The sequence below is a fragment of the Streptomyces sp. CY-1 genome (assembly GCF_047218265.1).
Classification (GTDB): domain Bacteria; phylum Actinomycetota; class Actinomycetes; order Streptomycetales; family Streptomycetaceae; genus Streptomyces; species Streptomyces niphimycinicus.
In genome coordinates, this window is record NZ_CP178393.1 from 5,864,174 (window position 1) to 5,885,370 (window position 21,197).

15 protein-coding genes are annotated in these 21,197 nt (G+C 70.9%); 9 read left to right on the forward strand and 6 right to left on the reverse strand.

Annotation, left to right across the window (positions count from 1 at the left end):
• Nucleotides 1-62 precede the first annotated feature (62 nt).
• Entirely contained in the window at nucleotides 63-1,961 is a 1,899-nt protein-coding gene (locus ACK1X7_RS25285) for an APC family permease (protein ID WP_385146455.1), read from the reverse strand.
• Nucleotides 1,962-2,276: 315 nt separating this feature from the next.
• Here ACK1X7_RS25285 and ACK1X7_RS25290 point away from each other — a divergent pair, with 315 nt between their 5' ends.
• Nucleotides 2,277-4,793, forward strand: a complete 2,517-nt coding sequence (locus ACK1X7_RS25290; protein ID WP_390793745.1) for a sensor histidine kinase — start codon at nucleotides 2,277-2,279, stop codon at nucleotides 4,791-4,793.
• Between the two features lie 7 nt (nucleotides 4,794-4,800).
• Here the strand turns inward: ACK1X7_RS25290 and ACK1X7_RS25295 are convergent, their stop codons facing one another.
• Nucleotides 4,801-5,343: a DUF1707 SHOCT-like domain-containing protein gene (locus tag ACK1X7_RS25295; RefSeq protein ID WP_413115675.1), complete on the reverse strand. Its 543-nt coding sequence runs from the start codon at nucleotides 5,341-5,343 to the stop codon at nucleotides 4,801-4,803.
• Between the two features lie 177 nt (nucleotides 5,344-5,520).
• Here ACK1X7_RS25295 and ACK1X7_RS25300 point away from each other — a divergent pair, with 177 nt between their 5' ends.
• The 5 genes from ACK1X7_RS25300 (at nucleotide 5,521) to ACK1X7_RS25320 (ending at nucleotide 11,246) form a co-directional block, all read left to right on the forward strand.
• Nucleotides 5,521-6,207 carry a DUF4232 domain-containing protein gene (locus tag ACK1X7_RS25300; RefSeq protein WP_385146449.1) on the forward strand — a complete coding sequence of 229 codons (687 nt, stop codon included), beginning with the start codon at nucleotides 5,521-5,523 and terminating at the stop codon, nucleotides 6,205-6,207.
• A gap of 75 nt (nucleotides 6,208-6,282) precedes the next feature.
• Nucleotides 6,283-7,029 carry an FG-GAP repeat domain-containing protein gene (locus ACK1X7_RS25305; protein WP_390793743.1) on the forward strand — a complete coding sequence of 249 codons (747 nt, stop codon included), beginning with the start codon at nucleotides 6,283-6,285 and terminating at the stop codon, nucleotides 7,027-7,029.
• 178 nt (nucleotides 7,030-7,207) lie between these two features.
• Nucleotides 7,208-9,406: an MMPL family transporter gene (locus ACK1X7_RS25310; protein WP_413115676.1), complete on the forward strand. Its 2,199-nt coding sequence runs from the start codon at nucleotides 7,208-7,210 to the stop codon at nucleotides 9,404-9,406.
• Between the two features lie 5 nt (nucleotides 9,407-9,411).
• The gene (locus tag ACK1X7_RS25315; protein WP_385141975.1) at nucleotides 9,412-10,611 is read left to right on the forward strand and encodes a sensor histidine kinase; all 1,200 of its coding nucleotides are present in this window, start codon (nucleotides 9,412-9,414) and stop codon (nucleotides 10,609-10,611) included.
• Nucleotides 10,608-11,246 (forward strand): response regulator, encoded by a 639-nt coding sequence (locus ACK1X7_RS25320; protein ID WP_385141978.1) that lies wholly within the window; start codon nucleotides 10,608-10,610, stop codon nucleotides 11,244-11,246. Before ACK1X7_RS25315 ends, ACK1X7_RS25320 begins: the two co-directional genes overlap by 4 nt.
• A 56-nt stretch (nucleotides 11,247-11,302) precedes the next feature.
• Here ACK1X7_RS25320 and ACK1X7_RS25325 read toward each other — a convergent pair whose 3' ends face one another.
• The 3 genes from ACK1X7_RS25325 to ACK1X7_RS25335 form a co-directional block, all read right to left on the reverse strand.
• Nucleotides 11,303-11,779 (reverse strand): GNAT family N-acetyltransferase, encoded by a 477-nt coding sequence (locus tag ACK1X7_RS25325; protein ID WP_413115677.1) that lies wholly within the window; start codon nucleotides 11,777-11,779, stop codon nucleotides 11,303-11,305.
• Nucleotides 11,780-11,801: 22 nt separating this feature from the next.
• The gene (locus ACK1X7_RS25330) at nucleotides 11,802-12,527 is read right to left on the reverse strand and encodes a DUF899 domain-containing protein (RefSeq protein ID WP_385141985.1); all 726 of its coding nucleotides are present in this window, start codon (nucleotides 12,525-12,527) and stop codon (nucleotides 11,802-11,804) included.
• A gap of 253 nt (nucleotides 12,528-12,780) precedes the next feature.
• Nucleotides 12,781-13,401: a DUF4232 domain-containing protein gene (locus tag ACK1X7_RS25335; protein ID WP_385141989.1), complete on the reverse strand. Its 621-nt coding sequence runs from the start codon at nucleotides 13,399-13,401 to the stop codon at nucleotides 12,781-12,783.
• Nucleotides 13,402-13,803: 402 nt separating this feature from the next.
• Between ACK1X7_RS25335 and ACK1X7_RS25340 the strand changes: the two genes are divergently transcribed.
• On the forward strand, nucleotides 13,804-14,967 hold the full coding sequence (locus tag ACK1X7_RS25340) for a hypothetical protein (protein WP_385141991.1): 1,164 nt from the start codon (nucleotides 13,804-13,806) through the stop codon (nucleotides 14,965-14,967).
• Entirely contained in the window at nucleotides 14,964-15,476 is a 513-nt protein-coding gene (locus ACK1X7_RS25345) for a hypothetical protein (protein ID WP_385141994.1), read from the forward strand. The genes ACK1X7_RS25340 and ACK1X7_RS25345 overlap by 4 nt, the downstream gene beginning before the upstream one ends.
• On the opposite strand, the gene ACK1X7_RS25350 is transcribed toward ACK1X7_RS25345, so the two are convergent.
• Nucleotides 15,451-17,574, reverse strand: a complete 2,124-nt coding sequence (locus ACK1X7_RS25350) for a tetratricopeptide repeat protein (protein WP_385141996.1) — start codon at nucleotides 17,572-17,574, stop codon at nucleotides 15,451-15,453. The two genes, ACK1X7_RS25345 and ACK1X7_RS25350, sit on opposite strands and share 26 nt — an antisense overlap.
• Nucleotides 17,575-17,767: 193 nt before the next feature.
• On the opposite strand from ACK1X7_RS25350, the gene ACK1X7_RS25355 reads away from it, so the two are divergent.
• Complete coding sequence (locus ACK1X7_RS25355) at nucleotides 17,768-20,959, forward strand: AfsR/SARP family transcriptional regulator (protein ID WP_413115678.1); 3,192 nt, start codon at nucleotides 17,768-17,770, stop codon at nucleotides 20,957-20,959.
• Nucleotides 20,960-21,197: the final 238 nt, after the last annotated feature.

Genomic DNA, 21,197 nt, shown 5'->3' on the forward strand with positions numbered 1-21,197 from the left:
GCGGGCACGAGGACGCGCGTCATGCCGCGCTCCGGGCGCGGGGACGTCCGGCCGGCCCGGTGTCACATCGTGGGCGGCCGGAACCGCAGTCGGCAGATGACCGCGTCGGTGTCGCGGCGCAGGGCGTGGGCGACGACGGCGCCGCGCTGGTTCTGGAGCAGGCGTTGCCAGAGGTGAGCGGGTTCGGTCTCGGGGATGAGGACCGTGACGCGGGTGCCGGGGTTGCGGGCGGCCAGTTCGGTGACGTACGCGGCGATCGGGCGGCCCAGGGAGCGGGTGGCGGCGGGGACGTCGATCAGGTCGGTGCCGGGGTTCCACAGTTCCCAGTCGCGGCGCAGCGTCTCGGCGGCCCGCCGGTCCTCCGGGTCGGGGTGGACGACGGTGACGGCGTGGACCTCGTCGCCGAGGGAGGCGGCGGCGCCCAGGGCCTCGCGGGTCAGCCGGGAGATCCCGGAGACGGGGACGACGACCAGGGAGCGGTCCGGGTGCGGGGGTTCAGGGATGCGGCCCAGGCCCAGGGCCCGGCCGATGCCGTCGTAGGCCCGGTGGACGCGCTCGAAGACGAGGACGAGCAGCGGCAGGGCGATGACGATGAGCCAGGCGCCCTCGGTGAACTTGGTGGCGGTGACGACGATCGCCGCGATGCCGCTGAGCAGTGCGCCGAAGCCGTTGAGGGCGGCCTTGCCGCGCCAGCCGGGCGTACGCCGCTCGCGCCAGTGGCGGACCATGCCGGTCTGGCAGAGGGTGAAGCCGACGAAGACACCGATGGCGAAGAGCGGCACGAGGGTGTTGGTGTCACCGCTGGAGACGATCAGCAGGGCGGCGGACGCGGCGGTGAGCGCGAGGACACCGTGGCGGTGGACCTGGCGGTCGGCCTTGAGACCGAAGACATGCGGCAGGTGGTTGTCGCGGGCGAGCAGTCCCATCAGAACGGGCAGTCCGCCGAACGAGGTGTTGGCGGCCAGCGCGAGGAGGACCATGGTGGCGAACTGCACGACGTAGAACGCCGCGTTGTGGCCGAGGGAGGCGTCGGCGAGCTGGGCGAGGACGGTCACGCCCTCGACCGGCTGGAGGTGGAAGCGGCCGATCAGCACCGACAGCCCGATCAGCATGACACCCAGCAGGGCGCCGAGGGCGACCTCGGTGCGCTGGGCGCGGCGGGCGGCCGGGGCGCGGAAGGACGGCACGGCGTTGGCGACCGCCTCGACGCCGGTGAGCGCGGAGCAGCCCGAGGCGAACGCCTTCAGCAGAAGCAGTGCGCCGACCGAGGTCGCGCCGTCGCCGAGCACGGAGGCGTGTCCGGCAGCGGCGGCGGTGCTTGCCGGGGAGCCTCGGAACAGCCCGACGACGATGATGGCGAAAACGCTCGCCACGAAGATCGCGGTGGGGATGATGAAGGCGCGCGCGGACTCCACGATGCCGCGCAGATTGACCGCCGTCACCAGCCCGAGCACCGCCAGGCAGATCCACACCCGGTCCTCGTACAGGGCGGGGAAGGCCGAGGTCAGGGCGGCGACTCCGGCGGTCACGGAGACGGCCACGTTGAGCACGTAGTCCAGGATCAGGGAGGCCGCGGCGACCAGGGCCGGCCGCTTGCCCAAATGCGCCTTCGCCACCGCGTAGGCGCCGCCGCCGTTCGGGAACGCGGCGATGACCTGCCGGTAGGAGGCGACGAGCACCGCCAGCAGCCCGGCGATGGCCAGGGTGACCGGCAGGGTGAAGCCGAGGCCGTGCGCGCCGGCGGCGGCCAGGACCAGGACGATGGCCTCCGGGCCGTACGCGACGGAGGCCATCGCGTCCAGCGAGAGCGCGGCCAGGCCCTGGGTGGCGGTGAGTCTGTGACGCTCACCCGGCTCCTCGGACCCGTCCCGTACGCCGGTATCGGGGGGTTCCTCATCGGCCCCGGTCGTGGCCCCCACCGTGGCCTCGACCGGGTTTCCACCACGGGAAACCGTCGACATGGCGCTGCTGCCTCCAGGACTCGGAATGCGTTCGGAGTGCTCAGCTTCGGCGGGGTGACCGGCCGCGGCCGAGCCCTCTTATCGGATCCCTGGCACCCGGGGCAGCGGTTTTGACGCTCTCCTGACGTGTTCCCCTGACGCTGACGCACGGTCCCGTCAGCGCCGCGTCAATTCCTCGCACGGCGGCGTCAGAGCGGCGACAACGGTCATGGGCGGGGGACCTCCGCGGTGCGAGATCGGCCGCCGTCCCGCGCTCCCCGGCGCACCATGGAAGTGCGGGGCGCATGATCGCGGCCGAGCCGACAGGAGACGCCGATGGCGCGTGGACGATTGCGGATCCACCTCGGGGCCGCCCCCGGGGTCGGGAAGACGTACGCCATGCTCCAGGAGGGCCAGCGGCTGCGCGGCCAGGGTGCCGACGTGGTCATCGGGCTGGTCGAACCGCACGGGCGACGGCTGACGGCGGCCCTGTCCGAAGGGCTGGAGACGGTCCCCCGGCACACCCTGGTCCACCGGGGTACGGCCTTCACCGAGATGGACCTCGACGCCGTCCTGGCCCGCCGCCCCCAGGTGGCGCTGGTCGACGAGCTGGCCCACACCAACGTTCCGGGGTCGCGCAACACCAAGCGCTGGCAGGACGTGGACGAACTCCTCGACGCCGGGATCGACGTCGTCACCACGCTCAACATCCAGCACCTGGAGTCGCTGAACGACGTCGTACGGCAGATCACCGGCGTCACCCAGCACGAGACGCTGCCCGATGAGGTGGCGCGCCGCGCCGACCAGATCGAGCTGGTGGACCTGCTGCCCGAGACGCTGCGCCGCCGTCTGGTGCACGGCGATGTCTATCCGCAGGACCGTGTCGAGGGCGCCCTCACCCACTACTTCCGGCTGGGCAATCTCACCGCGCTGCGCGAACTGGCCCTGCTGTGGCTCGCCGACCGCGTCGAGGAGGGGCTCCAGCGCTACCGCGCCGAACACGGCATCACCGCCCCCTGGGAGACCCGGGAGCGCATCATGGTCGGCCTGACCGGCGGCCCCGAGGGCGAGACGCTGATCCGCCGCGCCGCCCGCATCACCACCCGGACCCCCGGCAGCGAGCTGCTGGCCCTCCATGTCGTCCCCGGCAACGGGCTCGCCCAGCCCAACCGTCTGGGCGTGCTGGCCCGGCAGCGGGCGCTGGTGGAGTCGCTGGGCGGCAGCTACCACCAGACGGTCGGCGAGGACGTCCCCGAGGCGCTGCTGCGGTTCGCCGAGGACGAGAACGTCACCCAGATCGTGCTCGGCGCCAGCCGCCGAGGACGGTTCTCGCTGTTGCTGCGGGCGGGTGTGGGGCAGCGGACCATCCATCGGTCCGGGCCCATCGACGTCCACATCGTCACCCATGAGCAGGCGGCGAAGGGCCCCTCCCTCCGGCTGCCGCGGCCCGCCCGCGGCACCGGCCCGGCGCGGCTGTGGTCGGCGCTGGCCGGAGCCGCGGTGCTGCTGCCCCTGCTGACCCTGGTCCTGATCGCCCTGCGCGACCGGATGGGCCTCCCCGGCGCCCTGGTGAGCTACATGCTGGCCGTCGTGCTGACCGCCCTGGTCGGCGGCGTCCTGCCCGCGCTGGTCACCGCCGTGGCGGCGGGGCTGCTCGCCGACTACTACTTCACCCAGCCCCTGCATTCGCTCGACGTCGTGCACACCATCGACGTCGTGGCGCTGGCCGTCTTCCTCGCCGCCGCGTGGCTGGTCGGCACCGCGTCCGGGGCCGCCGCCCGCCGGACCGGTCAGGCCCGGCGCGCCACCTCCGAGGCCCGGGTGCTGAGCCGGCTGGCGGCCGCCATGATGCGCGGTCAGGACCTGCCCGCCCTCCTCGAACAGGTGCGCGAGAACTTCTCCCTGACCTCGGTCAGCCTGCTGGAACACGGACCGGGCCCCGGCCCCGTACGCGAGCCGGGCCCCGTACGCGAGCCGGAACACGCCCGCGAGCCGCGCTGGTACGTCGTCGCCAGCACCGGCGAACGGCCACCCGAGCGGCCCCACCAAGGCGACGTCGAGGTCCCCATCGGCGACCGCCTCGCCCTGGCCGCCTACGGCCACGGACTCAGCGGCGACGACCAGCGCATCCTCTCCGCATGCGCCACGCAGATCGGCATCGCCCACACCCATGGCGCGCTCACCCGCCACGCCGCCGAAACCGACACTCTGGCCGCCGCCGAACGCACCCGCGCCTCGCTGCTCCTGACCGCGAGCCACGATCTGCGGGCCCCGCTGCGCTCGGCCGAGGACGCCCTCGTACGCCTGCGCGACCTCCGGCCCACCGGCCCGTCCCGGGAGGCGAGCCGCCTCCTGGCCGCCGCCCGGTCAGCAGTGCGCCGCGCCGCCCAGCTCGTCACCGACCTGGACGATCTGAGCCGGCTGCACGCCGGAGCCCTGGACCTCTACCTCCGGCCGGTCGACCTCGACGAGGCACTGACCGCCGCGCTGGACGACCTCGGCACCAGCGGCCGCACCATCGCCCTCCACCTGCCGGAACAGCTCCCGTACGTGATCGCCGACGCCGCCCTGCTCACCCGGGTCCTCACCGCGCTGGGAGCCGACGCACTGCGCCACAGCACCCCCGACACCCCGCCGACCCTCACCGCCGGGGCCAGGCCGGAACGGCTCACGGTCCGGATCACCGACGGAACCACCTCGGAGCCGAACGGCTCCCGAGCCGACACCCTGCCCCTGCGGCTCTCCCGCGATCTCACCGAGGCCATGGGCGGCACCCTGGACCACACCACCGGCACCCGCGCCTTCGCGGTCACGCTCACCTTCCCGACCTCGACGCACCGCGCGGGACGCTGACGCCGCCTCACCGCCGGGCGTGGCGGATCTTCAGCCGTCCGAATCCCATGGTCCCGGAGATCCGGATCCTGGGCCCGCCGGGGCCGGAGCGCTGCCGGGGCTTGTAGTGGGTGTCCTTCCACCCGGTGTGCAGATCCTCGAGGTCGACGATGGCGTCGCGCGGCACCGTGATCCTGGCCCTGCCGGTGCCGAGTTGCAGCTCGATGTCGACTACCGGATGTTCGATGACCGCCCGGGACAGGTCCAGGCGCACCCTTCCGAACGCGGACGCGACCTTGAGGACCCGGGGCACCCGCCATGCGCCGCGCCGCTTGATCCGTCCGCCGGCGGCGGCGATCGTGGACGTGGTGCCCGCGTTCTCCTCCGGGAGCGAGGCCAGAGCCGACGCCAGTTCGCCGCGGGTCTTGGCGGTGAGCACCTGGTGGAGGCGTTCGTCCATGTCCTCGTGCGAGATATGCCCTTCGGCGTACGCCTCCTGCACGCGCCGCACGGCCGCGTCGCGGTCGTCTTCGCCGACCAGTAACGGCGGGTCTTCCGGCAGAGAAGTCACCGTTTCACTCTACTGGCGCCCCGGCGATACGCAGGTGGGTCGGCCGGTCCGAGATCGCGTCAGCGCTTCGTTAGCGGAGCGCTAATGGAACGGTAGCGGGCACCGGCACAGTGAGTTGCACACCGAGCGAAACATCGCCGGGAGCACTACACCACTGATGACGAAGAAGGACTTCCCATGCTTATCAGCCGCCCCCGGGTCCGTATGTTCGCCGGTGCCAGCCTGCTGGTGACTGCCGCGATGTTCGCCACCGCTTGCCAGTCGGACGAGAAGAGCAGCGGGTCCAATGACTCGTCCGCCTCCGCCAAGGCCACGACCGGCGCCTCGGCCGATTCCGCGGCCGACAAGGACACCGCCGGCGGCTCGTCGGCCAAGACCCCCGGTGCCAAGGACAAGGGAGCCCAGGACGGCTCCGGTGCCGACACCGGCAACGGCGAGCGCGGCAAGGTCGGACAGGTGTGCGGGGCCAACGACATTTCCTGGAGCACCCGGGAAGAGACACAGGCCGGTGGATACATCCTGGTCATGGCGAAGGCCAAGGCGGGGATCACCTGTGACCTGCCCGCCGCGCTGCCCACGGTGGCCTTCGGGTCGGACGGCACCGAGGCGGGTCCCGCGGAGCAGTCCGTGGGAGACGCGGTCACGTTGAGCGGGAGCACCACCGCCTATGCCGGGGTGAACCCGAAGACCACCAACGACAACAACGGCAAGGAACTGGACAGCATCATCCTCGCCGTCGGTGATAAGGACCCCAACCCGGTCTCCCTGCCGGTCAGCGCCATGACCGTCGACAGGCCCGTCGTCACCAACTGGCACACCGCCCCGGCGGACGCCGTCCCCTTCGGCGGCGGAACGGACCAGTAACCGACCGGGCCACCCCATTCCGGTTGGGGCGTCGCCACCCTCGCACTTCGCAGTAACGACGTTAGGAGTTCGCAGATGCTTCGCAAACGGTCACGTCTGATCGCCGCCCCGATCGCGGCTGTCGCCCTGACCCTGACCATCGCCGGTTACCAGGCCAGTGCGGCCGGGTCGTCGCACTCGAGCGGCGCGGAACGGTCCGGCGAGGTCGGCGAGGCGGCGGGCCCGTGTCTGGCCGACGCCACGACGCTGGTCGGCGATCTCGACGGCGACGGCAACCCGGACAAGATCTCGAACCCCGGGCACACCGGAACCAAGATGACCATCCAGTGGGGCGCCGCGGACGGCACGTTCGGCGCGAAGCAGGCCGTCAGCAAACTGCTCGGCGCGAAGAAGGGGGAGGTCGCGACCGCGGCGGTCGCCGACTTCCAGAACGACGGCACCCTGGACATGGTCGTCAACATCGTCGAGCCGGCCGACGGGGACGACGCCTCGACCGCGCGCGTCGCGGAATACCGCCCCGGCCCCCTCGCACGGAAGGACCTGGGCTCCGCCAAGGCCCGGCACTCCGACATCGGCGACCAGGGCGAGGCCCAGCAGCTCCGGATCGCCAACTACGGCGACGACCCGTACCCGGACCTCGCGATCCTCAACAACCCCGGTGACGGGCAGCTCGATCGGGATGTGCGCCTGTCGACCGCGGGCAGCGGCCCGGGGGACTACGACTACGCGACGCAGCAGAAGTACGGGGAGTTCGGCAGCACGTCCGAGCCGCCCGCCATGCCCGGCGACGGCTGGAAGCGCTTCTACAAGTCCTGCGCCTGACCTCACCCCCGGCGCCGCCGATGCTCACGGCATCGGCGGCGCCGGGGTGCTTCGCGCACTCTCCAGGGCCAGGTCCCCATCCCGGGGCCTGGCCCTGTCCCGTCCACCGATCGGTGGACGGGAAGTTCAACCGGGCACCTCTGTCGGCCAACCACCCTGGCCAGCAACGCTTTTGGCCATGAACTCATTCACTGTGCGCATGGCGCGCTGGAGCGCCCGGCACCCCTGGCGGGCCATCGTCGGCTGGCTGGTGTTCGTGGTGCTATGTCTGGGCATCGGCAGTGCCGTCGGCACCCACAGCGCGACCACGGCCGACTACCGGGTCGGCGAGGCCGGACGGGCGGAGGCGATCGCCGCCGAGGGGGGTCTGGAGCGCAGGGCCGCCGAACAAGTGCTGATCTCTTCCCGGTCGGGACCCTTCGACCGGGACGCGGCCGAGGCCGCCGCCGGGGAGCTGACCGCCCGGATGAAGCGGCTGCCCGAGGTCGCGGGCGTCGCCGATCCGCTGCTGTCCGAGGACCGCCGGATCCTGATGGTCGAGGTGGCCCTGAAGGGCGAGGAGCGGGACGCCAAGGACAAGGTCGACGCGCTGGCCGGACAGACCGAGGCCGTGGCGAAGGCGTATCCGGGGCTGCGGCTGGAGGAGACCGGGAGTCCCTCCATCAGCAAGGGAGTCGACCAGCAGCGCGGTGACGACCTGGCACTCTCCGAGAAGATCACGCTTCCCATCACCCTGGTCACCCTGTTGGTCGTCTTCGGCTCCGTGACCATGGCGGGGGTGCCGCTGCTGCTCGCGCTGTCGTCCATCGCGGCGGCCATCGGGCTTTCGATGGTGGCCTCACACCTTTCCCCCGACGCCGGGGTCGGCACCAACGTCATCCTGATGATCGGCCTCGCGGTCGGCGTCGACTACACGCTCTTCTACCTCAAGCGGGAGCGCGAGGAGCGCGCCCGCTCGGGCGGCCGGCTCAGCTCCGAGGCGCTGGTGGAATTGGCCGCGGCGACCTCCGGCCGGGCCGTCATGATCTCCGGACTCGCGGTCGTGGCCTCCACCGCGACGCTGTATCTCGCCTCCGACGTCATCTTCTCCTCGCTCGCCACCGGCACGATCGTGGTCGTCCTGGTCGCGGTGGCCAGTTCGCTGACGGCGCTGCCCGCGATGCTCGTCAAGCTGGGAAAGCGGGAGGAGCGCAGGGCGCGGCGCCGTGCCGAGCGGGGGAAGCCCGCGCGCCGGCCCCGGGACGACAGCGGTGGCCGCGTATGGGCCGCTCTGCTGCGGCCCGCGAGCCGGCACCCCCTGGCCACCCTGTGCGTCTCGGTTCTCGCCCTGCTCGCGCTCGTCACCCCGTTGGCCGGGCTGAAGATCACGGAGATGAGCCGGGACACCCACTCCCGCGACATCGCCGCCATGCGGGTGTACGACCGGCTCAACGCGGCGTTCCCGGAGCGACGGGTCACCCACCAGGTCGTCGTACGGGCCGACGCCGAGCGCTCCGGCGAGGTCGGCGGGGCGCTGCGCGAGCTGGCCCGGCGCGCCGACGCCGACCCGCTGTTCGCCGGCGCCTCTCGCGTCCGGACCTCCGCCGACCACCGGATCAGCGCGCTCGAGCTGAGGGTGCCGTACCTGGGCAACTCCGACCAGGCGTACGACTCCCTGGACCACCTGCGCGAGGACTACCTGCCCGCCACCGTCGGCCGGGTCGAGGGGGCGGAGTCCGGGGTGAGCGGGGACGTCGCCCGGTACGCCGACTATCCCGCTCACCAGAACAGCAAACTCCCGCTGGTCCTCGGGGCGTTGCTGCTGGTCACCTTCGCGATGACGACGTACGCGTTCCGCTCGGTGGTGCTGGGCCTGATCGGCGTCGTACTGAATCTGCTCTCCGCTGCGGCGGCGCTCGGACTGCTCGTCCTGGTCTTCCAGGGGACCTGGGCCGAGGGGCTGTTGGACTTCCACTCCACGGGTTCCATCGGATCGCGGGTACCGCTGTTCCTCTTTGTGATCCTCTTCGGGCTCTCGATGGACTACCAGGTGTTCGTGGTGAGCCGGATCCGGGAGGCCGTCCTCGCGGGCGTGCCCACCCGGCAGGCCGTACTCGAGGGAATCCGCAGGTCGGCGAGTGTGGTGACGAGTGCGGCCGTGGTGATGACGACCGTCTTCGTGAGTTTCGTCTTTCTGCACATCATCGAGATGAAGCAGATCGGCTTCGTCCTCGCGGCGGCCGTGCTGCTCGACGCCTTCATCGTCCGGATCATGGTCCTGCCGTCGGCGATGCTGCTGCTCGGCGAGGCGAGCTGGTGGCCCTCGCGGACGGCGGGGCGAACGGCGGCGGCCTCGGCGCATCCGGCCGACGGACGACCGGCGGTCGACGTACGTTGATCGGTATGACCGCTCTCGCCAGCCCCCTGGCCGACGCCTTCTGGGCCACTTCGCTGCGCCGGTGGAACGCCGTGTGCTGGGGCCTGTTCGCCGCGATGGCCGTCGGGCTGGTGACCACGGCTCCGGCCGGGGGGACCAAGTACCAGGCCATCGCGCTGCTGGGCTGCGTGGTGCTGAGTTACGCGGTGCTCGACCGCTTCCCGGGCAATCCTGTCGTACGGCCGCGGGTCTATCTCTCGGTGCTCGTGGTCGCGCTCGGCGGGCTGGCGTATCTGGGCAGCAGTTATGCGGCGCTGTTCATGGTGACGCTGCCGCACTACTGGATGTTCGGGCGCACCCCGCGGGCCTCGATGTGGTTCCTCGGGCTGGCCACCGGTGCCACGCTGGCCGGGAGTCTGGTCCGGCAGGGCTGGTCGGCGGAGTTCTTCGGCGAGACGCTGATGTCCACCCTGATCGTGGTCGCGGTGGGCGTACTGATCGGGCTGTGGGCACATTCGGTCGTCGCGCAGAGCAGTGAACGGGCGCGGCTGATCGAGGAGTTGGAGCGGACGCAGGCACAGCTTTCCGAGGCCCATCAGCGTCAGGGCGCGGCGGACGAGCGGGAACGCATCGCACGCGACATCCACGACACGCTCGCGCAGGGCTTCGCGTCGATCATCGTGCTCGCGGAGGCGGCCCAGGCGGGCATTGACCACCATCCGGCGACCAGCGCCCAGCAACTGCGGTCGATCGAGTCCACCGCCCGGGAAAACCTCGCCGAGGCCAGGGAGTTGGTCGGCTCGGCGGGGCAGCCGGGCCCGGGCCAGGTGGCGGCCGGTTCGGTGGCGCGGACGCTGCGCCGTACGCTGGACCGCTTCGCGGAGGACACCGGGCTGGCGGTCGACGCCGACCTGGCAGACCTCGAATGCGACCAGCAGACCCGTATCGCGCTGCTGCGCTGCACCCAGGAGTCCCTGGCCAATGTGCGCAAACACGCCCGCGCGTCCATGGTCGGCGTGGTGCTGGTGCGGCGTCCGCACGGAGTGGAGCTGGAGATCACCGACGATGGAGCCGGGTTCCGGGTGGGGGAGTCGACGGGTTTCGGACTCGACGGCATGCGCAAGCGACTGGCGGAGCTGGGCGGGAGGCTCACGGTGACGAGTTCGGTGGGCGACGGGACACGGATCCTGGCGATGATCCCCATGGTGGGCGAGGTGGTGGCATGAGCGAGGGAGGTCTGCGCATCGTCGTGGTGGACGATCACACCGTGATGCGGGCCGGAGTGATCGCCCTGCTCGCCGCCGAGGACAGCATCGAGATCGTCGGCGAGGCGGGCGACGGACGCGTGGCACTCGGACTCGTCGAGCGGTACGACCCCGATGTGGCGCTGGTCGATCTGCGGATGCCGGTACTCGACGGGGTGGCGACGACGACGGAGATCGTCGCTCGGTATCCGCGTACCCGGGTGCTGATCCTGACGACGTACGACACCGACACGGAGATCGAGCGCGGAGTGGAGGCCGGTGCCATCGGCTATCTGCTCAAGGACACCACCCGCGAGCAACTCGTCGACGCCATCCACGCGGCGGCCCGGGGCGAGACGGTGCTCGCCCCCCGGGTCGCCGAGAAGCTGGTCGCGCGGATGCGGCGGCCCGTTCAGGAGCCGCTGACCGACCGCGAGACCGAGGTCCTGGGCGCCGTGGCGGACGGTCTCACCAACGCCGAGATCGGACGACGCCTCGTGATCGCCGAGGCCACGGTGAAGACGCATCTGCTGCGGCTGTTCGCCAAGCTCGATGTGAACGACCGGACGAGGGCGGTGGTGGTGGCCATGGAGCGGGGGCTTCTGCGGCGGCCTTAGGGGCGTATGACGCGGCCGTCCTCGTTCCATCGCGGCCCCCTGCGGCAGCGGGCCCCTCACCCCTCGTCGGGCGCCGCCTCGGGGATGCGCTTCCGGTAGTGGATCCGGTCGTACGCGCCGTCCTGGCGGCGCTCGGTCACCTCGTACCCGTACCTCGGGTAGATCTCCTGGTTCTCCCACATGAGGGCGTTGGTGTAGAGCCGGATCTCCGGGAGGCCGAGGGCGCGGGCGTGCAGCTCGGCGAAGGCGAGCAGCCGTCTGCCCACGCCCTGCCGGTGCGCGTCCGGGTCCACGGCGATGCTCTCCAGGACGAGATGGCCGGGCTCGGCCACCAGGACCAGCACCCCCACCACGACCGGGTCGCCGGTCACGAAGACGCGCCCCGCCGCGATCTCGGCCGCGTGGTCCGCGTCCATGGGCGCGGGGCGGACGCCGATCCGGGCGATGTAGGGGCGGTATGCCACGTCGGTGACGGCCCTTACCGCGTCAGCGTCGGCTGGGGTCGCGGGGCGGACATGGCTGCGGTTGTCCATGCCACACAGTCTGGCGCACGGCTCAGCCCGGCTGGGCCCGGGTGCCGCGTCGGGTCTGGGCCACCCACTCCGGCGCGGGCTCGGCGTCGTCGTACGCGTCGTGCCAGTTCCACCATTCGTACGGCGGGGTTCTGGGGTAGTCCTTCGGCGAGTCCTCCCACTCCTCCTGCCGCCCGAGCGCCGTCATGTCGAGGTAGCTCCAGGTGCTCCCGAGCGCCTCGTCACCGCGGGCGTTGATGAAGTAGGTGCGGAATACGCGGTCGCCATCGCGGATGAACGCGTTCGTGCCGTGCCACTCGTCCACACCGAAGTCGGCGTCGAAGTCGTCGGTGATCGTGTACCAGGGCATCGTCCAGCCCATCCGCGCCTTCACCTGCTCGATCTCCGGCTGTGGCGCCCGCGAGGCGAAGACGAGGGTGGTGCCGCGGGCGTTGAGATGGGCGAGGTGGCCCACATGGTCGGCGACCATGGAGCAGCCGCGGCAGGCGTGGTCGGGCCAGCCGTAGACGACGGGCTCGAAGAAGGCGCGGTAGACGATCAGTTGGCGACGCCCCTGGAACAGGTCGAGCAGACCCACCCTGCCCTCGGGCCCCTCGAACGCGTACTCCTTCTCCACCGCCAGCCACGGCATCCGCCGGCGCTTGGCGGCCAGTGCGTCACGGGCGCGGGTCAGCTCCTTCTCCTCCCCGAGCAGCCGCTGGCGCGCGGCCTCCCACTCCTGCGGCGAAACGACCGGGGGTGTCTTCATCGTGACGTCCACCTTCCAGTTCGAATCCGGGCTCCTGCGCGGGGCCGGGCGAACGTGAGCCGGGCGCTGCTCGGCAGGCTCCCCGCGTCCACCCTCCAGGGTCGGCCGTCACCGGCGAGGGCGCACGCCGGGCACGCCGGAAATCAAACGTACGATCGATATCGGTTCGGGCGCACGGCTCCCGGCGCTCATGGCAAAGCCCCAGGCCGGCGGCCCGGGGCTGCTTTGCTGTCTGTTGTCTACGTGCCGGTGTCTACTTGCCGGTGCCGACGGGGTCCACCTTGATGGCGGAGCCGGAGCCGTCGGTGACGGGGACGTTGATGCTGACGGGCAGGGAGTGCGAGTGGGTCTCGTTGGGCGGGGTGACGACGAGCGTGGTGAAGGTCTCGCCGGAGCCGCCGGAGTTGTTCGGCGGGTAGTAGAGCGTGAAGCGGGTCTCCTCGCCCGGCTTGACGCTCGTCTTCGGCGCCGCGAGGTCGCTGCGCTCGGCGCTCAGGGTGCCGTTCTTGCTCTTCAGGTCGACGCCCGGGAAGCCCTGGAGCGTGCAGGTGGCCGACCCGTTGTTCTTGAGGTCGACGATCAGGGTGCCCTCACCCATGCCGTGGGTGCTGCGGAACCCGAGCTGCGAGGTCGCGCAGGCATCGGAACCGGCGTTGCCGCCGCCACCGGAGCCCGAGGAACCGGACGAACCCGAGTCGGAGGAGTCCGAACCGCCGGAGGAGTCCGAACCACCGGAGCTGGACGAGGCGGCGGAGGACGAGTCCCCGCCGGCATCCGCGTTGTCCTGGCACGCGGTCAGACCGAACGCGGCCACGGCGACGACAGCGGCGGCGGCGACCTTGCGTGCGTGACGAGTGGTGATGCGGTGCGACATGAGTCCCTCAGTTGTCGTGAGCGTTGTCCCCGTCCCCCGGGGCCATGACAACAAGTCTGTCCGCCTCCGCTGACGATCAACTAACGCCCTGTTAACAGGCTGACAACGCTGTGACCTCGCACTTTGCCGCTCTGACCGCTATGCGGTGTTGTGCCCTCCGGTTACGGTCAACGGCTACGAGCCCCACGGCGGCGCCACCGACATCTGCTTGCGGGCGGCCCCGCAAGCTTTCCGCAAGGGGTCGGCAAGCCTTCTGTCCACCGGGCCGGGCAGAGGACGGACGCGAGACCCACGAAAGTCCATGCCCGAAATCCGGATGCGAGATCAACGGGGGGCGCCATGTCGGCGTTCAGCACGATCGCAGAGTCTTCGTCGGACGAGCCACGCCAGTGGCTCACACTGGTGGAACGCAAGAAGGTACTGGCCGTCGTCCACACCGTCACCTACGCCAAGCGACTTCTCGACGTCCTGTCGCTGCTGGAGGCCGACTTCCGGCTCCAGGTGGTGTTCACCACGCCACCCCATGTCTTCGGGGACGAAGTACCGCGCTTCCTCCAACAGCTCGGAAGCCCCGTACTTCCCTGGGAAGAGGCCACCCGCATGACGTTCGACCTCGCGGTGGCGGCAGGCCCGCGCGGGGTGGAGCAGGTGCGGGCGCCACTGATCACGATGCCGCACGGCGCCAACTACCTCAAACGCCTGCCCGGGACGTCGGACGCGGGCGTGGCGGGGCTCCGCAGGCGGGACCTCATGCCCGGCGGCAAGCCGCCGGCCGCCGTAGTCGTACCGCACCACGCCGACCTGCGAGAGCTGGGCCGTCATTGCCCCGAGGCGCTCGAGCTGGCGCATGTGGTCGGCGACCCCGCGCACGACCGGATCACCGCGAGCCTGCCGCGGCGCACCGCATATCGCCGTGCGCTGGGTCTCGCGGACGGGGAGCGGCTGGTGCTCGCCGTCTCCACCTGGGGTCCGCACTCGTTCTTCGGCCGTTTCGAGATGTTGCTGCCCCGCATGGTCGGGGAGCTTCCCTCCGGGCGGTTCCGTACGGCCATCCTTGTCCACCCCAACGTGTGGTCGGGCCATGGGCCGTGGCAGGTCAGGACGTGGTTGGCGTGGTGCGGTCGGCTGGGGGTCAGCGTGGTGCCGCCGGAGGCGGACTGGCGCAGCGTCCTGATCGCCGCCGACTACATCGTCGGCGACCATGGCTCGGTCACCCTCTACGGAACGCTCACCGGGGTGCCGATCCTTCTGACCGGGTCCCCGGAGCCGGAAATCAACCCGGGCTCTCCGGCCGCCACGCTCGCCGTCACCGCGCCGGCGCTGTCCCCGGCTCATCCGCTCCCCGAGCAACTCGACTACGCCGCCGCCGAATACCGCCCGGAGGAGTACGCCGCGATCGCCGGGCGCATCACCTCCGAGCCCGGCCGCTTCCACCGCAATATGCGGCGGCTGATGTATCGGCTGATGGGATTGGGCCAGCCCGCCCACGAACCGCGGGTGATACCGCTCCCGGAGCCGCCGACACTGCGAACGTGGTCCTCCGATCGTGGGGAGGCATCGGCATGAGCCGTCCGGCCGGGTGTTTCGTCACCGTGGAGTGGTGGGAGGAGACTCCACCGGATCCGGCGCCGACGCCGTCCGTGTGCCTGTGGACGGGCCGGGCGGCGGGCGGAGGCGTCCTGCTGGCCCGTACCGGCCTCGCGGGCACCCGCCGGGCGACCGTCCTCGACGAGCACCTGACGGTGGACGCCGATGCCTGCGCCGACACACGCGGGCTGGACTGCGCCGACGTGCTGCGTGGAAGCCGCCCGCGGTCGGCCGCCGAGGCGGCGCGGTGGCTGGCGGAGGTCGGACCCGCCGGACCGGGGTGCCGCCTGGCCGCCGTACCGCTGACCGGTGGCGGCTGGGTGGCGCGCGGCGGTACCGACCCGGACGTGGTGGCCCTGCCCTGCCGAGTGCCACCGGAGCACTGGCTCTTCGTGTCCTGCCTGCACGCCTGGCTGGTGGCGGGGCTCCCGCTGAGCGGAATGCTGGCGGCCCGCCCGCGGATCACGTACCGCCCGGCGATTCCCTGAGCCGACGCGCGTCGGAGGGGCTGGTGACCTCGAACAGCGCAAGCGCCCGGGCGCGGAAGTCCCGTGCCGCCGTCTCCTCCCCGCGTTCCCGGGCGCTGTCTCCGAGCATCTCGAGGGTACGGGCCTGCCAGTGCGCGGCCCCGGACGAGGTGAACACCGCGAGGGCTTCTTCCATCGCCGCCACACCCACCTCGTGTTCACCGGCACGCGCACGGGCACGCCCCCAAAAGACCAGGGCGCGCGCCGCGTCATGGGGGTCGTCGACGGCCAGCAGACCGGCACGCGCGTGCGTGAAGTACTCGACGGCCCGGCCGGTGTCGTCCTGGGCGAGTGCGATCTCCCCGAGGACGATCCTGGCCAGGGCCACACCGCGTGGGTAGCCGCACGCCTCCCACAGGGTGATGGCCTGGTGGAGATGGTCCACGGCGGCCACCATCCGCCCGGCCTCGCGGTGGCAGCCGCCGAGGCCCAGCAACGCCTGTCCCTCGTCCCGTACATCGCCCGCCTCGCGCGCCGCCCGGCGGGACTCCTCGTACCACTCGGCCGCGTCGTCGACGCGGCCGGCGGCGCCGAGGCCGATGGCGCCGGAGTTGAGCATCTGGCGCTCGGCCTCGGCGTTGCCGTCTCTTCGGGCCGCCTCCAGCCCGATCTCATGAGCCTCGATCCACAGATCGTAGTAGCGCAGCCGAAGGAAGACCGGCCACATGGCGTCCACGAGCTGCCAGGTCATCGCATGCCATTCGGATGCCGCGGCGGCGCGTATCACCGCCATGAGGTTCATCCGGTGGGCATCGAGCCAGGCGAGCGCGCCCGGATCGTCGGTGAAGGGGATGGGGAGCCCGGAGGGGTGGGCCACGTCCCTGTCGAGGGTGAACTGCGCGGGTGTGATCAGTTTCTCCGCCTCGGTGGCCGTCTCCAGATACCAGTCGCAGACCCGCCGCAGTGCCTCCGCACGAGTCGTGGCGCTCTCCTCCGCGATCGCCCGGCCGTGGGCGTGGACGCGCACCAGGTCGTGGTGGCGGCAGATCCCCGGGCCGATGTCCTCCATCAGGTTGGCCTCGACGAGTTCGTCCAGCCGGGACTCCGCCCACGCGAGGGAGGCGGCGCAGGCCGCGGCGGCGCTTCTCGCGTCGAAGGTCCGCAAGGGCAGTGGGCCGAGCCTGCGGTAGAGGAGGGCGGCGCCCTCGGTGAGTACGGCGTACGAGGCGTCCAGAGCGTTGCTCACCGTGGTCTCCCCTTCCACTTGCAGCGCGGCCAGCCGCTCGGTGTCCCGGGTCAGGGCATCGGCCAGTGTCTTCACGGACTGTCGCGGCCTCGACGCCAGGCGCGCGGAGGCAAGGCAGACGGCAAGGGGCAATCCCGCACACAGCGCGACGACCTGGCGCGCCGCCTGCGGCTCGTTCGCGACGCGGTCGTCGCCGATCGCACGGCTGAGCAGCTCGGCCCCGGCGGCCGGTTCCAGCGCCTCGAGTTGGTGCATCGCCGCTCCATCCATGCGGAGGCCGGTCAGTCGGCGGCGGCTGGTGACCACGGTGAGGCCACCCGGGCCCGCGTGCAGCAGCGGGCGGACCTGGGCAGCGGTGAACGCGTTGTCCAGGACTACCGCGATCCGGGCATCAGCGGTCCAAGACCGCCACAGCGACGCCTTTTCGGCCATATCGGCGGGCACCGAGCCGGCCCCGAGCGCCCGCAGGAACTGGCTCAGAATCTCGCCAGGGCCCGCGGGGCCCTCGGTGGAGTGCCCCCGCAGGTCGGCGTAGAGCTGTCCGTCGGGGAACTCGGGCGCGAGCGAGTGCAGCCAGTCGCACACCAAGGTCGTCTTGCCGATCCCGGCCGGGCCGCTGACCACGATCAGCGAGCGGGCCGGGCCGCCCTGCCCACCGCCGGTCAACAGTCCATCCAGCGCCGCCAGATCGTCGCCACGGCCGGTGAAGTGGGCGGGGACCGGCAGGAGCTGCCGGGGTGGCGGCACCGCGGTGGCCGCTCCCGTGTGCACATGGATGCCGCCGTGAATGTCGCGCGCCTGTACCGCGGGACCGAGAATCCGGGCCTGGCCGCCGATCAGGTTCTCGTGGGCATCCCCGGGTGCCTGGCCCATCCGTCTGCCCCCCCCGGTCAGTCGGTTGCCGTTTGTGTGGATCAGCCCGGTTCTACCCTCGAGGAGGCTTCGACGATGCACCCGGGAACGCCCGGTGACGTGATTCGGCCAGTGCGCCGCCGACGGCGTATGGCGGCTCCCGATGCCCCATGCCATGCTCACTGAAAAAGGACAGACCAGCGGGAGGACGCTGGTGGACATCCATTTACTCGGGCCGGTGGAGCTTCGGCTGGAGGGCCGGCAACTGAAGCTCGGTTCTGACAAGGAACGGGCTCTGCTGGCCGCTCTGGCACTGGAAGTCGGCCGCCCCATCTCCATGAACTCGCTCCTGGAGCGGCTCTGGGACGGCAAGGCTCCACCACGTGCCCGCGAGAACACCCACACGTACATCTCACGGGTGCGTAAGCAGCTACGCCTCGCCGGCACCGGGCCGAGCTCCCCGCGCATCACCAGCCGGGCCCACACCTACGTGCTGAACACCGACCCCGACTCGGTGGACTTGAACCGCTTCCAACGCCTCACCGATCTGGCCGCAGCGGTGGCGACAAGCGGCGAGGACGAACGCGTCGTGGACCTCCTTACCCGCGCCGAACACCTCTGGCAGGGGGAGGCCCTCGCCGGACTCCCCGGCACCTGGGCCGAAACCGTACGCAGCACGCTCGCCGAGCGCCGTCTCCAGGCGGCCATTTCCCGCATCGCCGCTCTGCACCGGCTCGGCCGTTTCGCGGACTCGATCGGGGAGCTGTCGGCCATGGTGCGCCACCACCCGGAGGACGAGACGCTGGCGGGCCAGTTGATGCTGGCGTACTACGGCAGCGGCCGGTACACGGACGCCTTACGGGTGCATCAGCGGGCCCGCCGACTGCTGATGTCGGAATTCGGCTCCCGGCCGGGGGACGAACTGGACCGAATACACCGCGGCGTCCTCGACCGGACACCCGTGGACCGGCTCCTTGGGACCGCCGCCCCCGCGGCGGCCTCCGGGCCCGCTCCCGGAGGGCATTCCGCCGGGCCGCCTCCGCCACGCAATCTGCCGTACCAGCCCCCGCTCATCGGCAGGCGCTCCGAGCTCGACGTCTTGATGGCGTCCGTCGACACGGAGCCGGGGGAAGGGGCCGTGCTGACGCTGGAAACGGTCAGTGGCATGGCCGGGGTCGGCAAGACGGCGGTCGCGGTGGACACGGCTCGGACGCTGGCTCCTCGATTCCCCGCCGGTCAGGTCTTCGTGGACCTGCGGGGCCACTCCCCCTCCCAGGAACCGCTGAGTCCGGGCGCGGCCCTCGCCATGCTCCTGCGGCTGTTCGGCGCGTCCGCCGATTCGATCCCCGTCCGGCTGGACGAGTTGATCGCCCTGTGGCGGACCACCATCGCCGACCGCCGGGCCGTGATCGTGCTGGACGACGCGGCGGGGCCCGATCAGGTCGCACCGCTGCTGCCCGGCAATTCGCCATGCCTGACCATCATCACCAGCCGTCGGCATCTGACGGGGCTTCCGCATGCGGTGCCACTTGCCCTGGATGTGCTGCCGACCGATGACGCGATCACCCTTTTCCGGAGTTTCGCGGGTGCGGCCCGGACCCAGGACATCACGGAGACCGCCCGTATCGTGCGCCTATGCGGCTATTTGCCGCTCGCCATCGAATTGGTGGCCAACCGCTTCCGTTCCCGCCCCTCTTGGAGCCTGACCACCCTGGGCGAGCGCCTGGCGCGCAGCCCCGGCCCCCTCGGCGAGATCCGCAACGCGGATCAGGAGATTCTACGCGCCTTCGCCCTTTCCTACCGGACCCTCGACGTCACCCAGCGCACCACGTTCCGGCGCCTGGGGCTGCATCCGGGGCCCGACTTCACCACCGAATCGGCCGCCGCGCTGCTCGACCTTCCCCCCGAGGAGACCGAACGGCTGATCGAATCCCTGCTGGAGTGCCACCTCCTCCGGGAACCGGCGCCCGACCGGTACCGGTTTCATGACCTGCTGGGCGAATACGCCCGGATGCTCGCCCTTTCGGAAGACAGCGCGCGGGAGCGCGAGCAGGCCCTGGAACGGCTCATCGCCTTCTACCTTCGGAACGCCGAGGAGGCCGACCGGGTAGCGTACCCGCGGAGGATCCGGCTCGCGCCGGAGGATGCGCAGGAGCCTTTGGCCCGCTCCCGGATGCGGAACGCCCATGAGGCGCGTGCCTGGTTCGCCGCCGAGCACGGCAACCTCCTCGCCGTCGAACGCCACGCCCGCACCCACGACTCACGGCCGTCCGCGGCCCGGCTCGCCCACGCCTTGGCGGGATTCCTGGAGTCCGAGTGCCACTGGCAGGACGCCATCGACATCCTCCAGCACGCCGCCGACCACTGGTCACACACCGGCGACCAACCGGCCCAGTGCCACGCCCTGCTCTGCCTCAGCTCCAACCACGCCAACACGGGCCGCTATGCGCGGGCCGTGGAGGCGGGCGAGCGGGCACTGGAGATCGCGCGGGCGATCGGGGACCGGGAGGCGGAGTGGGAGGCGTATCGGAGCCTTGGGGTGATTCATTGGCATATAGGTGAGAACGAGACCGCGGTGGTGATGCACCAGAGAGCATTCGCGATCGGCATCGCGACCGGCAACGTCCTGAATCAGGCCAGATCTCGAAACAACACCGCGATATCCCTTCTCGCCCTCGGAGAACTGGAGCGCGCACTGGACCACTTCCAGAACGCGATATCCGGTTTCCGGTCCGCAGGGGATGAGGCCGGGGTTATCAGAACACTCAACAACGTAGGCGACCTCTACGCACACCGAGGTGACTACGCACAGGCCCGGAAGGCTTTCGAGGAATTACTTCCCCTGACGGAGTCCACCGGAAATGCCTACACCCAGGCGATGGTGCGTACCAATTTGGCCGCGAGTCTCGCCGAAACCGGCGAAATCGACCGGGCGCTGGCGCTCCACCATCGGGCATTGACGGAATTTCGCATGCTCGGGGACAGAAAGAGCCAGGCGACAGCGTACAACGGTCTCGGGGAAGCGTACTTCAAGGAGGGCTCTGTTGACGCATCCATCGAGAACCACCTGAAGGCCCTGGACATCGCCCGCGACATCGGAACAACCCAGGAAGTCACGCGCGCCCTGCGCGGGCTGGGTCAAAGCGAACTCGCCAGTGGCCGACTCGAGGCCGCGGCCGAGCACCTGGAAGCGGCCATAGCTGCCGCGAACAGGGCCAACGCTCGCGACGAGGGAGCCAGGGCGCAAGCGATCCTCGCCGAGGTACGCGCGACAGCGGGTGATGCCATGGAAGCCAGGGAGCTGCTGCGGCGGGCGATTTCCACGCTACGCGGGCTGAACGATCGAGAAGCGAACAGATTGCACAAACTCCTGACCAGAATCGATCACGGAGAAACAGAGTTTTAAACTGGTCGGTAAGTTAACCTCCGGTAGCCCCTAGACTGACAACCGAACACTTGCTCCCCGCTCTTCTGTTTGATCTTGCGGGGCGACAGGTCTAATATCCTCGCCAGGCGGCGATCTTGACGCCCCCGCAGAATCCGCGAGGACAGGTGCACATTGAAAATCCGTACCGGTCGGCTTCGAGCAGTGACGTTTCTCTTGGCAGCTTTGGCATGCATGCCGACTCTGTTCAACGTATGGA

What these genes read in the sequence shown, in the direction of transcription:
- ACK1X7_RS25285 (WP_385146455.1), bottom strand. Translation starts at nt 1,961, where the DNA reads ATGTCGACGGTTTCCCGTGGTGGAAACCCGGTCGAGGCCACGGTGGGG.
- ACK1X7_RS25290 (WP_390793745.1), top strand. Translation starts at nt 2,277, where the DNA reads ATGGCGCGTGGACGATTGCGGATCCACCTCGGGGCCGCCCCCGGGGTC.
- ACK1X7_RS25300 (WP_385146449.1), top strand. Translation starts at nt 5,521, where the DNA reads ATGCTTATCAGCCGCCCCCGGGTCCGTATGTTCGCCGGTGCCAGCCTG.
- ACK1X7_RS25305 (WP_390793743.1), top strand. Translation starts at nt 6,283, where the DNA reads ATGCTTCGCAAACGGTCACGTCTGATCGCCGCCCCGATCGCGGCTGTC.
- ACK1X7_RS25310 (WP_413115676.1), top strand. Translation starts at nt 7,208, where the DNA reads ATGAACTCATTCACTGTGCGCATGGCGCGCTGGAGCGCCCGGCACCCC.
- ACK1X7_RS25315 (WP_385141975.1), top strand. Translation starts at nt 9,412, where the DNA reads ATGACCGCTCTCGCCAGCCCCCTGGCCGACGCCTTCTGGGCCACTTCG.
- ACK1X7_RS25320 (WP_385141978.1), top strand. Translation starts at nt 10,608, where the DNA reads ATGAGCGAGGGAGGTCTGCGCATCGTCGTGGTGGACGATCACACCGTG.
- ACK1X7_RS25325 (WP_413115677.1), bottom strand. Translation starts at nt 11,779, where the DNA reads ATGGACAACCGCAGCCATGTCCGCCCCGCGACCCCAGCCGACGCTGAC.
- ACK1X7_RS25330 (WP_385141985.1), bottom strand. Translation starts at nt 12,527, where the DNA reads ATGAAGACACCCCCGGTCGTTTCGCCGCAGGAGTGGGAGGCCGCGCGC.
- ACK1X7_RS25335 (WP_385141989.1), bottom strand. Translation starts at nt 13,401, where the DNA reads ATGTCGCACCGCATCACCACTCGTCACGCACGCAAGGTCGCCGCCGCC.
- ACK1X7_RS25345 (WP_385141994.1), top strand. Translation starts at nt 14,964, where the DNA reads ATGAGCCGTCCGGCCGGGTGTTTCGTCACCGTGGAGTGGTGGGAGGAG.
- ACK1X7_RS25350 (WP_385141996.1), bottom strand. Translation starts at nt 17,574, where the DNA reads ATGGGCCAGGCACCCGGGGATGCCCACGAGAACCTGATCGGCGGCCAG.